The sequence below is a fragment of the Acinetobacter sp. ME22 genome (genome assembly GCF_022012315.1).
Lineage (GTDB): Bacteria > Pseudomonadota > Gammaproteobacteria > Pseudomonadales > Moraxellaceae > Acinetobacter > Acinetobacter brisouii_A.
This window is the reverse complement of sequence record NZ_JAKLTL010000003.1, coordinates 398,545-413,195: the sequence shown is the minus strand read 5'-3', so window position 1 is coordinate 413,195 and position 14,651 is coordinate 398,545. Positions and strand designations below refer to the sequence as shown.

The window sequence follows — 14,651 nt, the reverse complement described above, 5'->3', positions numbered from 1 at the left end:
GATGATGACCTTCAATTTGATCATCATCTAGTTTTTAGCGTTTACTGAATGCCAATTTCAGTGCAAACAACACAAAAACAGCACCTGTAATACGGTCGATACTTTGCACGATTTTCGGCTGTTTCAGATATTTGGCAAACGGCTGTGAACCGATAATCAGGAAAGCTGACCAGATCAGTGTCAGTACAATATGAATCAGCACCAGCAACATAATCCAAGCGGTTGCTGCCTGTTGATCAGGGACAAACTGAGGCAAAAACGAAATATAGAAAATCCCGACTTTAGGATTCAGCAAATTACTCAAACAGCCTTTCAATAACCAGTTTTGCTGAGTGGTTGTGTCTTGCTCTAAATTGCCCAAGTGCTGACGTGGATGGCGCAACATTTGCAGACCGAGCCAAGCCAGATAGATTGCGCCTGTCCATTTCAGCAGAGTAAAGGCAAACACCGAACTACTCAGTAATGCCCCGAGTCCACAGGCCACAATCAGTCCCCAGACCAAACACCCCAGATTAATGCCAATGGCTGCTTGTAAGGCTTTTTGACGACCTTCCACCGTTGCTGTACGCAAAATCAGCGTGGTATCTAAGCCAGGTGTAATGGTCAGTAAAGCAATGGCAATCAAATAGGAAATCATGAGGGTTGTCACAAGGGTGTATCCTTTAGAGAAAAATCGCAGGCGCTTTGATTTTAACTTGAAGTGGACAAATCACAATCAGTTTATATCATCTATAAAATCATCAAACTGAAACAAAAATATTATCAAAAATAGGCTATTAAGCAGGGTTGGCTTGAGGCAGAATGGTTCGAGCGATAAATGATAACAATGTTTAGGAGCTTTTCATGACTGCTCAATCTGTGATTTTGCCATTACCCTCAGATCATGCGCGTTTTCTTGTAGTTCGTTTGAATCAGCTCAGTCTTCATGATTTAAAAAAACAGCTTGAGAAGTTTTTCTCGGAACGAGACCGTCTGATCACTCAGCATCCCAATGAACAAATCAAAACCGCTGTGGCTTTTGGTCCTGATTTGTGGAGTCAACTGTATAGCACGACGCCAGCAGGATTTAAGCAACTCGATCCACAAGCAGGGGCATTTGACATGCCTGTACAGCCTGCCGATGTGTTGATTCATATTGCCAGCCAGCGTACCGACATTTGCTTTGCACTCAGTCAGACCTTCTTTAACGGCATTCAGGACAAAGTTGAAGTTCTTGATGAACGTGCATGCTTCCGTTATTTGGATGGACGAGATCTCACAGGCTTTATTGATGGCACGGAAAATCCGCAATTTAAAGATGATCGTGAAGAAACTGCACTTTTAGGCGCTGAAGCAGGCGAGTTTGCTGGGGGCAGTTTTGTGTTTGCGCAGCGTTATGTGCATGACTTGGACAAATGGCGCCGTTTAAAAGTCGATGCTCAAGAGCATGTGATTGGACGCACCAAGCTTGAGTCAATTGAACTGGATGATGATGTCAAACCTGAAAATGCACATATTGCCCGTACAGTAGTTGAAGATGAAGAAGGTGAAGAACTGGAAATCTTGCGTCATAGCCTACCTTATGGCGATGGACATGGCGATCAAGGGCTATTCTTTATTGCTTACACCAAAGATTTGACCCGTATTGACCGCATGTTGCAACGTATGTTTGGTACCAGTGGCGATGGAATTCATGACCGCTTACTGCACTTCGTGACTGCGGTGGATGGCGCGTATTATTTTGCACCGTCAGAACGTCTACTTGAACACGTCCTTGATCTTGATGATTAAGCGTATTGCTTTAGTCCAATAAAAAAGAGCGCATGATGCGCTCTTTTTTATGCTGGAAAATGTATTAGTAATCGAAACTAAAGTGCTCAGCAGGTAAGCCAATCAGGGTTTTAGATGGCGTGACTGCTGATTCGGCATGTCCTTGAGTACGTGGCAAAATACGGTCGAAGTAGAAATCTGCGACTTTGATTTTTGCTTTATAAAACTCAATGGTTTCTTTGCCATCGCCTGCTTCAATTTTCTCAGACGCGATTGCTGCCTGTTGTGCCCAGAAATACGCCATCATCACATAACCTGAGAACATCAAGAAATCGACAGAAGCGGAGGAAACCACGTCACGGTCTTTACGTGCTGCCAAGAAAATCCGTACTGTAATCGCATTCCACTGGGCGCAAAGCTTAGTTAGGTCCCAAACAAAGCGACGTAAGTATTTATTACGCGCATGACGACCACAGAATTTTAAAATTTCCGCAGTGTAATCCCGAATGATTTTACCTTTGGAAGAGAGCAGGACTTTACGACCAATCAAGTCGAGAGCTTGAACGCCTGTCGTCCCTTCATATAAGGTGGCAATACGGGCATCACGCACGATTTGTTCCATACCCCATTCTTTAATATAGCCATGTCCACCAAAGACTTGCATCCCGTGGTTGGCGGCTTCCAAGCCAAGTTCGGTTAAGAAGCCTTTGAGAATCGGGGTGTAAAAACCAAGTTTGTCATCATAAGCTTCAAACTCTGCCTGATCGCCACGTTTCAAGGCATCATTCATTTTATCGGCAAGTTGTGCTGCATGGTAAATCATGGCACGACCCCCTTCAGCAATGGCTTTTTGAGTCAGCAACATGCGACGGACATCGGCATGGTGAATAATCGCATCGGCTGGTTTATCAGGGTCTTTTTTACCTGATAGCGCACGCATTGACATACGTTGTTTGGCATAAGGCAGTGAACCTTGATAAGACAATTCTGCATGGGCAATGCCTTGTACCGCTGTACCAATACGTGCCGTGTTCATAAAGGTAAACATGGCGTGTAAACCTTTATTCGGTTCACCGATCAAGAAACCTTTGGCTTGGTCAAAATTCAGCACGGCTGTAGCCGAGGATTTAATCCCCATTTTATGTTCAATCGAGCCACAGTTCACCGCATTGCGTTCACCAATGCTACCATCATCGGTTGGCAAGAATTTCGGCACGATAAACAGTGAAATGCCTTTGGTGCCAAGAGGGGCATTCGGCAAACGTGCCAAGACAATATGAATAATATTTTCGGTCAGGTCATGTTCGCCTGCCGAAATAAAGATTTTGGTACCTGTAATGTCATAGCTGCCATCGGCATTGGGTTCAGCTTTGGTTTTTACCTGCCCCAAGTCGGTACCACATTGCGGTTCGGTGAGACACATTGTGCCACTCCATGTGCCTGCAACCAGATGGGGCATATAACTATTTTTTTGTTCAGGCGTACCAAACTGCATAATGGTGTTCATACAGCCCATACTTAAACCGGGATACATGGTAAATGACCAGTTAGCGGTTCCCATCATTTCCGATTTAATCAGGTTGAGTGACATCGGCAGATCTTGTCCGCCAAATTCTTCTGGATAAGACAGACCTTGCCAACCACCTTGTACGAACTGATCGTAAGCTTCTTTATAACCTTTAGGCGTGGTGACGACACCATCTTTAAAATGACAGCCTTCATCATCACCACTTTGATACAGTGGCGCGAGGACATTTTCACAATAATCTGCCGCCCCTTCCAAAATCATATCCACCGTGTCTTGGTCAATATTTTCAGCGTTGGAGAGGGTTTTATAGTGCTCAGGATAGTTAAACACCTCGTTCATGAGGAAACGTATATCACGTAGGGGCGCTTTATAAGTGGTCATAAGGCAAATATCCTAATTTTTATTGCGTTCTGATGGATTTCATTATTCATAACCGTGTACGAATTACATTGATAACGTGACTTGCAAGTGCTGTCAATAAGGTCAATCCGCCAGTTTAAATTACATAAATTGATTATTTGTATATTGTTTTTTTTGTTAAGGTATGCCCGCTAAATCGCACTATAGCGATAAATTGAAATAACAAAACGGAAAACATGATGATGAAATTACACTATTTAACCTGTTGTTTATTGGGGTTAAGTGCAGCAGGTTGTTCGCAACATTTTGTTCAGTCTCCTCAAAAATCAGAACAAATACAGCAGCGTACTGTACATGCAGTCAATGCAATCTATGAAAATACGGGTTTTGACTTTCAAGGAAATATCAAATTTGATGTGCAGAAGCAGCATCAGCTCAGTAAGAAAAATCCTGAATTAAATCAAGATCTAAAGGATAAACTCAATCGTTACCTCAGTTCACAGAAAATCAGCTTGTCGACTGAGCAACGTCAGCAACTTGAACACGCTTTATTGCAACAACAGGTTGAAAATGGTGAGCAAAAATGGTCACGTATGCTTACAACAGGTTTCAATTTCTTACAAGATTTTCAGGTGAAATATCAGGGCGGGGTGGATTATCGTGATCAGGTGGGAGCGATCAATCTAACAGCGGCATACCATACCCCAACATTGCAAATGCAAATGACCTACCCGATGTTGGTCGACTTGAAGCAAGCCAAATTTTATAGCAATGGCTTTGCCTTGTTTCCATTTCTTGCCCCGACTGAGCAGCGTGATCAGTTGATGTATCTTGATTTTTCCAAATATAAAAAACAGCTGGGTGAATTAGACCTCAAGACACTCATCGCTTATATCAAGCAAAATAATGCCTTACCTTATATTTTGGCGACACCTGAACAGTTAACCCATGCCAGCCTCACCGCAGCAGATCGTCAGCAGGGCATTGTTGAAAAGATTCAGTTAAAAAACTCTCTTGAGGAATATCTAGCTCAAAGTTTTAGCTATAACACAGTGAACCTGCCGTATTTGGCTGAGCACATGAAAAAAGCAGAGCAAGCCAAAACTGAAACGGTCGATTTGAAAAGTATGAGCCCTGAACAGCAGGCAGACTGGGCTTATGATCTGGTCAAAGACCATATTGCATCCGATACGATTGAGGATGAAGAGCAAGAAGCAGCAGACCCAGAAGATACAACGAAAGCTGATGCAACAGAAGTGAGTGCAGAAGACGAACTGGCTGCATCTGAAGATGAAAATACTGAATCTGCTGAAGATAGCGATGCGTTGTCAGCGGCAAATTCTGAAGATGATGAAGAAAGTTCTGAGCAGGACGAATTATTGAGTCCAAGTGCCCCTGAGCTATCAGAAGCGCAATGCCAAGACCTGCAAAAACAGCCGAAAACGGCCAGTATTGGGCAATACAAAGCGTGTTTAGATGAAAAAGTTGATCTGTTCGCAGTGCAGTCTCAAGGTAGTGATGCTCAACTAGAAAAGCAGATGGTTGAGAAATCCCAAGGGATTTTTAAAGTCGTCGAGCTGTTTAAAGCAGATTCAAGTCCACAATTTAAAACGGCCGATGAATTTAAAACTCTTTGGCAAGCCAAACAGCCTCAAATTCAGCAATTGTTAGCCAAACCTGCTGAGCGCAATCCATTGATTGTTGAAATTGGGATTGACCGTCAGGGAAATGCCATTACCACCAATTATCAGTTGGAATTAACAGCAGATTCTGTCGGAAAGAAATTGGTGATCCATTCAGATAACCAGTGGAGTAACTACGGTCATCCAAAAAATATTGACCGTGAAGGCATGCGTAAAGCTAAATCTTTTGATGAAGCTGCTCAAGGAACAGTGCTACAAGACAAAGTGCTGAAGTTTAAGCGTCTATTTGGACAAGCCAATTGGGATGAGCAGATTCAGGCGTTGGCGAATCAGTCCTATGCCCAAAACCATTCTTATCTAAAAACTTATCAGTTGGTTTATGGTTTATTACTGTCATTGAATTACCCACAAATTATGCAGCATTACTCGGCACAGGACATTCAAGAGATTGCCTTGGTGATGGCATATTATGATGGGCGTGATGATCAGAGTTTTGTGCCGAAAGGGCAGCAATTGGTGAAAATCAAACAATTGATTGAGAAGCGTCAATTGAGTTCATCGATGTTTTATAAAGTAGATGCGGCATCCGTGGTGAAAAAAGCCCAAGCACATGTCAGCACTCAAACCCAATGGGCTGCGATTCAGAAATCCTCAACCAACCCAGCGACACGTTTTGCGCGTTTGTATGAAGTCACGTATTTGGCTGAGCATCGTGATGATCAGGCAAATTCTGATTTAACTCATTTGTCTAATCGTTTGGGACAGTTCTATGTTGAATCTCGCAAAAAATCACCGAATTTCAAAGTGATTGAACAGGCAAGCTCACCTGAACATGAATATCTTGATGCAGATACATTTAAATCGACATATTTACAGATGCTAAAAAGCACTCAAGCCAAATAGAGTAGTTTTTCAAATCTAAAAATGAACAGGCAACTTTCGGGTTGCCTGTTTTTATTAGACTGCTTTCATCAGATGATTATTTTATAGAAAATCACGGAGTTCAGGTTTTACGCCATTCCAAATTTCAAAGGCTTCCACAGCTTGACTGACCAACATGCCAAAACCATCGCTATAGGGTACTTGGCGCTGTGCTGCCTGATCCAGAAAACTAGAAGCTTTGCCATAAGCCATTTCATAGGCATGGCTGAATTGAAGCTGCTCAGGAAGTTGCAAGGCATCGCCTGATAAACTGGCCGATGTGGCATTGATGACCAAATCAAATTCACCACTTAAGTCATCTAGACCTGTTGCAGAAAGTTCGGTGTCAGGCACAGCTTGTTTTAAATCGGCAACCAATTGTTCCGCACGAGCGAGGGTACGGTTGGCAATCACGATGTGTTTTGCGCCTGCCTGAGCCAGTGGATAAATCACGCCACGCGTTGCTCCACCTGCACCTAAGATCAGGATTTTACTGTTTTCGAGTGACCATCCGAGTGCCAAAATCGCATTCACCAGACCTTGACCATCGGTGTTGTCCCCAAACAGTTGTCCATCTTGCATCCATAAAGTGTTGACGGCTTTGGCAATTTTGGCACGTTCAGTCAGTTGGTTACAGCGAGCAAAAGCTTGTTCTTTAAAGGGAACGGTCACGTTGAGTCCAATACCACCTGCTTGGAAAAATTCTTCAATATTGGTTTCAAAACCATCGAGAGGAGCAAGACGTTTGCTATAGGTTAAATCGATACCGAGTTTTTGTGCGAATGCATGATGTAATTCAGGAGAGCGAGAGTGTTCTATTGGATTGCCAACCACAGCAAATTGTTTGCTCATGTCATGTATCTATGCGGTGAAAAAATTGCCCTCAATATACGTGAATTTTCAGTCTGAAAAAACCAGTACAGTACACTTAAGGATTGCAGATATCCTCAATTTTTTCCCATAACAACGCGAGCACTAAGCCGAATAAAACCAAGCTCAGCAAAATACTAAATACAATTGAAATACTGTCGGAGATGTTGTTGTTAAAGGCTAAAGTAGTGCTGACTGAGCAAATCAGTAGCGCACAAGTCAGCGCGAAAAAACTGCCTTTATGATTGTGGAGTAAATTAAACATGAGTGATCTCATTCCTCGATGAGCGTGTATTACAACAGCAAAATTTTAAACCGATATGACAGAAAAGTCCCAAATGTTTTGTAAGAATAATTATCATTTATGCTAGTCGCGATTGTTGACGACTAGCATATTGATAACGCATTATTTTTTCTTTTGATCTTCACTTGAGATATATTCATGCAGACCTAAAGATTCAAAAATATCTGTCAATATTTGGGTTAAAGCTCATTCAGCCAGTCATGCGGTTTTAAATAATATTCGGTTAAACGCCGTTCAGGAGAGTCTTGCTCCCATTCTGGGCGATATGACCACGCCACCAAATTGGGTAGGCTAACCAAAATTGATTCAATCCGTCCGCCCGTTTGTAAACCGAACAGCGTACCGCGGTCATAGACCAAATTAAATTCGACATAACGCCCACGACGGTAGAGTTGAAATTCACGCTGAGCTTCGCTATAGGGCTGATCACGATGCTTTTCAAACATCGGTAAAATCGCATTTAGGTAGCCATTGCCCACCGCCTGCATATATTCAAAGCAGGTTTCAAAGTCCCAGCAATTCAGATCATCAAAAAATAAACCACCGACACCGCGCTGTTCGTCACGATGTTTTAAATAGAAATAGTCGTCGCACCATTGTTTGTGTTTGGCATAGACATCTTCACCAAAAGGCTGACACAGGTCATGTGCAGCCTGATGCCATGCTTTAATGTCAGTATCATCTGGGTAAAATGGCGTCAGGTCATAGCCGCCACCAAACCACCATACAGGATCACGACCTTCAGGTTCTGCCACAAACAGGCGAACATTGGCATGTGAAGTGGGAATGTGTGGATTTTTGGGATGAATCACCAGTGAAACACCCAGTGCTTGCGCTTTTGCCCCTGCAATTTCAGGATGGCGTGCTGTGGCAGATTCGGGCAGCTTGCTGATATTGATGTGGGAAAACATCACCCCACCTTTTTCAATCACCGTGCCGTTTTGCAAGACACGAGAGCGTCCCCCACCACCTTCAGGACGTTGCCAGTCATCGATCACAAACTCGGTAGTTCCGCCACCTGTATGTTCCTGTTGCTCAAGACGTTCACAGATTCTGGCTTGCAAGTCGAGGAGGAATTCTCGGACACGTTGGATGTCGGCAGAGATTGGGTGTTGCATGGATTGACTCAGATCAAAAAAGCAAAGATGGGCTACATCAAAACATAGAAATCTTGAAAAATTAAGAGTTTTTAATTTTATTGATAAAAATCAAAGCTTTTCACTCGGGATAATTTGGGTGTTTTCTTGAGGAAATTACATAACTATGGGGCGTTTATGGCTTGAAATATTCTGCATCGCCCATCAAAATGAAGCTGTATTTGAGATCAATCTTTACACGTTTTGCCTGTTGTGGTCAGCAACATCATCCAGAGTTGAGTCACTATGCGTACAACCTCGCTAATTCAAAAATATAATGTTCCAGGACCACGCTATACCAGTTATCCAACGGTACCGTATTGGGAAAGTCAGCATTTTTCAGTTGAGCTTTGGCAGCAGACTTTAAAACGTGCTTTTGATGAAACGAATCACAGTGAAGGGATTAGCTTATATATTCATCTGCCATTTTGTGAAAGTTTATGTACGTTTTGCGGTTGCCACAAACGTGTGACCAAACGCCATGAGATGGAGCAGCCTTATATTCAGGCGGTTCTGAAAGAGTGGGCATTGTATTGTCAGCTTTTGCAAGATCGCCCGATGATTAAAGAAATTCATTTGGGTGGCGGGACGCCAACTTTTTTCTCGGCAGAACATTTGGTGGAGTTGATTCACGGTATTTTAGCCAAAGCCGAGATTGCACCACAGCACGAATTTAGTTTTGAAGGGCATCCGAACAACACCACGCGTGAGCAGTTACAGGCGTTGTATGACGTGGGCTTTCGCCGTGTCAGCTATGGGGTGCAGGATTATAATTTAACCGTGCAAAAAGCCATTCACCGTATTCAACCCTTTGAGCATGTTGAACAGGTCACACGTTGGGCGCGTGAAATTGGCTATGAATCCATTTCGCATGACTTAGTATTTGGTCTGCCATTTCAAAGTCTGGAAGATGTGCTGAACACGATTGAAAAAACCAACAGCCTCAGTCCTGACCGTTTGGCATTTTATAGTTATGCGCATGTGCCTTGGATTAAGGGCAATGGTCAGCGTGGTTTTAAAGATCAGGATGTGCCGAAAGACGATGTGAAACGCACCTTATATGAAGAAGGTAAAAAACGTTTGCTGGCACATGGTTATCATGAAATTGGCATGGATCATTTTGCGCTCGAACATGACAGCATGTATCAGTCCTTTCAGCAGGGCAGTTTGCACCGTAATTTTATGGGTTATACCTCATCCAAAACCAAAGTCATGATCGGTTTGGGACTCTCTTCAATCAGTGATAGCTGGTACAGCTTTGCCCAAAATGAAAAGACTTTAGAAGATTACTACGCACGCTTAGAGCAGAATGAAATTCCTGTGTTTAAAGGGCATATCCTGTCACAGGAAGATTTAATCATTCGTCAGCATATCTTGAACTTAATGTGTACCTTTAAAACCTCGTGGGCAGAGCCAAGTATGGCATTTCCTGAGTTGCCTGAAGTGCTGAGTCAGTTAGAGGAAATGCAGCAAGATGGGTTACTCGTGCTTCAGCCACAAGGCATTCAGATTACTGAACAGGGCAAGCCGTTTATTCGCAATATCTGTATGGCGTTCGATTTGCATCTAAAACGAAAAATGCCTCAAACCCGAATTTTCTCAATGACCATTTAACATTTAATTTGCTAAAAAACGAAAAGGGCATTTTAAATGCCCTTTTTATTTGCCTGAACTGGTTGATTAAGAAGACGATGACTTAAAAATCATCTTCCTTATACATGTGCGACATGCGGTCATGTTTGGTTTTTAGGTATTGTTGATTAAACGGATTTAATCCGACCGTCAAAGGAACACGATCCACCACATCAATGCCTAAATCACGCAGGGCAATCAGCTTAAGTGGATTGTTGGTGATCAGTTTAACTTGATGAACTTGTAAATGATCGAGCATGATTTTACACATGTCATAGCGACGTGCATCGGCAGGCAAGTTGAGCATTAAATTGGCATCGACCGTATCATGTCCTTGATCTTGTAAGGCATAGGCACGGATTTTATTGGTTAAACCAATGCCGCGACCTTCTTGGCGTAAGTATAAAATCACGCCTTGACCTGCGTCATTAATCATTTTTTGAGTGGCTTTAAGCTGCGGGCCACAGTCACATTTTAAGGATGAAAATGCATCGCCAGTGAGGCACTCAGAGTGAATGCGCACTAAAACGGGTGCAGTTGCTGGCATGTCCAAACCTTTCCATAAGGCCACATGTTCTTCACCTGTTTCAGGATCTTGAAAAACACTAATATGAAAATCGCCAAAGGCGGTCGGAAGTTTGGAGGTAGCAACAAAAGCAATCGGCACAGTTCAGCTCTTTCGTCATGAATAGTCGACCAAAGTATAGCGCAATGCTCAACTATTGATAGCTTGCGCATACAAAAATTACGCCAATCAATTTATTTTTTTGTAGAAAGCAAATAATAATAGTTGAATATCGCTATCATTTTTCAGGATAATCACAGCCTTGTCTAGGACAAAAGCAATGTGCAAGACTACATCAAAAGATATGTGGCTCATTGAAAACAACGTTCGATAAGGTAGAATTATCGATTTAACGCAATATACCTAGCTTAGGATTTGCCAGGCTCTAGAAGGCTTTGCCACATATGTTGTATACAGAAATACCAACTCAGCGTCCTGTTACGCCATTGTTGGATGCGATTGACCATCCACAGCAATTACGTCAGCTAGATCAAAGCCAGCTCGAACAAGTGGCGGATGAGTTACGTCAATATATCTTGTATGCCGCAGGACAAAGTGGTGGACATTTTGGTGCAAATCTTGGAGTGATTGAACTCACCGTTGCACTACATTATTGCTTTAACACGCCACATGATCGCCTGATTTGGGATGTAGGTCATCAGGCTTATCCGCATAAAGTCTTAACAGGTCGTCGTGAACAACTGACAACCATTCGCTCTAAAGATGGTTTAGCAGCATTCCCGACACGTGAAGAATCAGAGTTTGATACCTTTGGTGTGGGACATTCATCAACTGCGATTTCTGCGGGCTTAGGCATGTCTTTGGCACGTCGCTATCAAAATGATCCGTGTGATGTCGTTGCGATTGTTGGTGATGGTGCCATGACTGCGGGGATGGCGTTTGAAGCCATGAATGATGCGGTGGCACATCAGGCCGATTTAATCGTCATTTTAAATGACAATGACATGTCGATTTCTTGCAGTACAGGTGGCTTTGCTAAACATTTGGCAGCAATTTGGGAGCAAGGGCAGTCCGTCAATATTAATGCGGATGGCGATGCCGTGATTGAACCGCATCCTGAGTGGGCGTATACCTCACGTTTGCATCAATCCGCGACTCAAGAAGCTGATAACTTATTTAAAGCGATTGGATTTGAATATTTTGGCCCATTCGATGGGCATGATGTTAAACAGCTCGTTCATGTGCTGAATGCGATCAAACAGCGCAAAGGGCCACGTCTGATTCATGTCTATACTAAAAAAGGCAAAGGTTTTAAACCTGCGGAAGCCGATCCGATTGGCTATCATGCAATTGCAAAACAAGCGGTGATGGTTGCGCCTACACCAGTCAAGAAAAAATCAGCACCGAAATATTCCGATGTTTTTGGTCAATGGCTCTGTGACCAAGCGGCACAAGATTCACGTTTGCTTGCGATTACCCCAGCGATGTGCGAAGGCTCAGGTATGGTAAAATTTGCCAAACAGTATCCTGAGCGTTTCTTTGATGTTGCCATTGCTGAACAACATGCGGTGACCCTTGCCGCAGGTATGGCCTGTGAAGGTTTAAAACCTGTGGTTGCGATTTACTCGACATTCTTGCAACGGGGTTATGACCAATTGGTTCATGATGTCGCTTTGCAAAATCTAGATGTGACTTTTGGGATCGATCGTGCAGGTTTGGTGGGTGAAGATGGCCCAACCCATGCGGGCGCATACGATTATGCCTATATGCGAACCATTCCGAATTTGGTGATTATGGCACCAAAAGACGAAAATGAATGCCGTCAAATGTTGCACACAGCTTATGCTTATAACGGGCCTGCTGCGGTACGTTATCCACGTGGCGCGGGTGTGGGCGTTGAAATCGAACAACAATTTACAGCTTTACCGATGGGTCAGGCGGAAATTGTGGCGGAACTCAATAGTCAGTATGAAGATAAAATCAGTATTTTGGCATTTGGCAGCCGTGTGATGCCTGCGTTGCAGGTCGCTGAAAGTCTAGCCAAACAGCTTGAGGTTGCCGTGACTGTGGTCAACATGCGCTTTGTTAAACCGCTTGATGAAAATATCATTCAGCAGTTAGCAGCAACGACCAGCTTATTCGTGACTGTGGAAGAACATGCGGTGATGGCGGGTGCGGGGAGTGCAGTCAATGAATATTTGGCGCAAGCACAGATCGTGAAACCTGTACTCAATTTAGGTTTGCCAGACAGCTTCTTGCATCAGGCAGATCACGCACAAATGTTGCATGATTGTGGACTCGATGCAGAAGGCATTGAGCAGTCAATTGTACAAGCATGGAAAAAAGCCTTGCAAATCGCATAGTTTTGTCTGGTTACACATTTCGAAATATTTTTTAGCAAAAAGCGCAGAGATTTGTTAAAATGCCTGCGCTTTTATGCATTATTCTTTGTCAAAATCTTTAATTTGTATTTGTAGTGGGTGTTCAATGGAACCTATGGTGGTGATGGCTGCGCGTGCGGCTCAAACAGTTGGTCAAGAGCTTTTAAAAGCGCATCAAAATCGTCATAAACTCGATTTACAAGTTGAAGAAAAAGGCATCGACGGTCCTGTAACACGTGTTGACCGTTACCTCGAACAACTCACGATTGATACCCTGCGTAAAAGCTATAAAAACCACAGCTTCCTTGGCGAAGAGTTTGGCATGCAAGAAGGCAAAGGTCACGATGCTGACTGGTGCTGGGTGATTGATCCTCTCGATGGCACATTAAACTTCGTTAATGGTGTTCCACATTTCTGTATCTCGATTGCAGTACAGCACAAAGGCGTGACTCAACACGGTGTAATTTACGATCCAGTGCGTGATGAATTATTCTCTGCAAGCCGTGGTCGTGGTGCAATGATGAACCAACGCCGTATTCGTGTGAATGTTCGCGATAGCCTTGAAAATACTTTTATTTCAGTTGGTCATGCTTACCGTGCAAAACGTAACGGTCAAGTTATTTCTTATGCAAAACAACACTTTGATGCTTTGCTTGCAGTGACTGAAGCAGGCGCTCAATTCCGCCGTACAGGTTCAGCTGCACTTGACTTAGCTTATGTTGCTGCAGGTCGTTTTGATGGTTTCTTTGAACTTGGTTTAAAACCATGGGATATCGCTGCAGGCGAACTGATTGTGAAAGAAGCTGGCGGTACAGTGGTTGATGCTCGTGGTGGCACAGAATCTATGGACAATGGTCAAGTGTTGGCATGTTCAATGAAAATGTTGAAACCATTGATGCAAGCGGTTGTTCCTGCTTGGGCAGATGCTGCTAAATAATTCTTTTCGCTCTGATTCAAATTTGAAAAGTGACTCTTCGGAGTCACTTTTTTATTGATCATGTTTCAAATCATAAAATGCTGCTTGTTAGAGTTGTTCATAAAAGGTCACGTTGTTATTGTAGAAATATCTGTTGATTTTTTGAATGCACAGAAGTTTAAGCGCTTTACAAAGCTTTAATTTGTCATGTTGTGTATAAAAATGTGATGTACTTTGGATAGAAAGTATTGACTAAATTTGGATAATTATTTTGAATTATGATGGGCTTAAGTGATTTAAATGTGCATTGAGCTATATTCTTCTGCTTAGAATATTGTTGTTTAAGACATTAAATTTTGAATAAAAACTAAGTAAATTCAGATACTTTTATTAAAAAAGATAAAAACCAATGAAAAAGGGTGACTTTCTAAAACTTTCTGCTATAATCGCCGAACGCACTTCATTCCGTTCATTACCTGAACATTTCTCTTCTATTATTGTGTATGCGCGTTCGGTCCAATGAGAGGACAATACTTCGCGCCCCACCCAATCGCTTAAGCGATTCTTTCAGGTTGCGGCTATAAACATGTGTGCGTCACATACGCATCGTCGTTTTCGGATCGCCGCTGATTCTATATTTTCAGCGATTATTGCTGTGCCGCTTTTTGCCGATGTCCAATAGACT

General features: G+C 42.9%; 11 protein-coding genes. 5 read left to right on the top strand and 6 right to left on the bottom strand.

Going from position 1 to position 14,651, the window contains the following annotated elements; translation table 11 throughout:
• Positions 1 to 34 precede the first annotated feature (34 nt).
• Positions 35 to 649, bottom strand: a complete 615-nt coding sequence (locus LVY74_RS06880; protein WP_237814460.1) for a LysE family translocator — start codon at positions 647 to 649, stop codon at positions 35 to 37.
• Between the two features lie 194 nt (positions 650 to 843).
• On the opposite strand from LVY74_RS06880, the gene LVY74_RS06875 reads away from it, so the two are divergent.
• Positions 844 to 1,770, top strand: coding sequence for a Dyp-type peroxidase (locus tag LVY74_RS06875; protein WP_237814459.1), 927 nt, complete (start codon positions 844 to 846; stop codon positions 1,768 to 1,770).
• A 64-nt stretch (positions 1,771 to 1,834) separates the two neighbouring features.
• Here LVY74_RS06875 and LVY74_RS06870 read toward each other — a convergent pair whose 3' ends face one another.
• The gene (locus LVY74_RS06870; RefSeq protein ID WP_237814458.1) at positions 1,835 to 3,658 is read right to left on the bottom strand and encodes an acyl-CoA dehydrogenase C-terminal domain-containing protein; all 1,824 of its coding nucleotides are present in this window, start codon (positions 3,656 to 3,658) and stop codon (positions 1,835 to 1,837) included.
• A 218-nt stretch (positions 3,659 to 3,876) separates the two neighbouring features.
• Between LVY74_RS06870 and LVY74_RS06865 the strand changes: the two genes are divergently transcribed.
• Positions 3,877 to 6,183, top strand: a complete 2,307-nt coding sequence (locus tag LVY74_RS06865) for a hypothetical protein (RefSeq protein WP_237814457.1) — start codon at positions 3,877 to 3,879, stop codon at positions 6,181 to 6,183.
• A gap of 81 nt (positions 6,184 to 6,264) precedes the next feature.
• Here LVY74_RS06865 and aroE read toward each other — a convergent pair whose 3' ends face one another.
• From aroE to hemF, 3 genes are all read right to left on the bottom strand, one after another.
• A complete protein-coding gene (gene aroE / locus LVY74_RS06860; RefSeq protein WP_237814456.1) occupies positions 6,265 to 7,053 on the bottom strand; it encodes a shikimate dehydrogenase in 789 nt (262 codons plus the stop codon).
• A 76-nt stretch (positions 7,054 to 7,129) separates the two neighbouring features.
• Positions 7,130 to 7,336, bottom strand: coding sequence for a hypothetical protein (locus LVY74_RS06855; RefSeq protein ID WP_151710397.1), 207 nt, complete (start codon positions 7,334 to 7,336; stop codon positions 7,130 to 7,132).
• A gap of 218 nt (positions 7,337 to 7,554) precedes the next feature.
• Entirely contained in the window at positions 7,555 to 8,493 is a 939-nt protein-coding gene (hemF, locus tag LVY74_RS06850; protein ID WP_237814455.1) for an oxygen-dependent coproporphyrinogen oxidase, read from the bottom strand.
• 264 nt (positions 8,494 to 8,757) lie between these two features.
• On the opposite strand from hemF, the gene hemN reads away from it, so the two are divergent.
• On the top strand, positions 8,758 to 10,125 hold the full coding sequence (gene hemN / locus LVY74_RS06845) for an oxygen-independent coproporphyrinogen III oxidase (RefSeq protein WP_237814454.1): 1,368 nt from the start codon (positions 8,758 to 8,760) through the stop codon (positions 10,123 to 10,125).
• Between the two features lie 82 nt (positions 10,126 to 10,207).
• Here the strand turns inward: hemN and ribA are convergent, their stop codons facing one another.
• Positions 10,208 to 10,810 carry a GTP cyclohydrolase II gene (ribA, locus tag LVY74_RS06840; RefSeq protein WP_237814453.1) on the bottom strand — a complete coding sequence of 201 codons (603 nt, stop codon included), beginning with the start codon at positions 10,808 to 10,810 and terminating at the stop codon, positions 10,208 to 10,210.
• A gap of 302 nt (positions 10,811 to 11,112) precedes the next feature.
• On the opposite strand from ribA, the gene dxs reads away from it, so the two are divergent.
• Complete coding sequence (dxs, locus tag LVY74_RS06835; protein WP_237814451.1) at positions 11,113 to 13,032, top strand: 1-deoxy-D-xylulose-5-phosphate synthase; 1,920 nt, start codon at positions 11,113 to 11,115, stop codon at positions 13,030 to 13,032.
• A 124-nt stretch (positions 13,033 to 13,156) separates the two neighbouring features.
• On the top strand, positions 13,157 to 13,987 hold the full coding sequence (locus tag LVY74_RS06830; protein WP_151710392.1) for an inositol monophosphatase family protein: 831 nt from the start codon (positions 13,157 to 13,159) through the stop codon (positions 13,985 to 13,987).
• The last annotated feature ends 664 nt before the right edge of the window (positions 13,988 to 14,651 follow it).

Excerpts from the sequence above, each read along its gene's own strand:
- hemN (WP_237814454.1), top strand. The coding sequence starts at position 8,758 with ATGCGTACAACCTCGCTAATTCAAAAATATAATGTTCCAGGACCACGC.
- hemF (WP_237814455.1), bottom strand. The coding sequence starts at position 8,493 with ATGCAACACCCAATCTCTGCCGACATCCAACGTGTCCGAGAATTCCTC.
- LVY74_RS06875 (WP_237814459.1), top strand. The coding sequence starts at position 844 with ATGACTGCTCAATCTGTGATTTTGCCATTACCCTCAGATCATGCGCGT.
- LVY74_RS06855 (WP_151710397.1), bottom strand. The coding sequence starts at position 7,336 with ATGTTTAATTTACTCCACAATCATAAAGGCAGTTTTTTCGCGCTGACT.
- aroE (WP_237814456.1), bottom strand. The coding sequence starts at position 7,053 with ATGAGCAAACAATTTGCTGTGGTTGGCAATCCAATAGAACACTCTCGC.
- LVY74_RS06865 (WP_237814457.1), top strand. The coding sequence starts at position 3,877 with ATGATGAAATTACACTATTTAACCTGTTGTTTATTGGGGTTAAGTGCA.
- dxs (WP_237814451.1), top strand. The coding sequence starts at position 11,113 with ATGTTGTATACAGAAATACCAACTCAGCGTCCTGTTACGCCATTGTTG.
- LVY74_RS06830 (WP_151710392.1), top strand. The coding sequence starts at position 13,157 with ATGGAACCTATGGTGGTGATGGCTGCGCGTGCGGCTCAAACAGTTGGT.
- LVY74_RS06870 (WP_237814458.1), bottom strand. The coding sequence starts at position 3,658 with ATGACCACTTATAAAGCGCCCCTACGTGATATACGTTTCCTCATGAAC.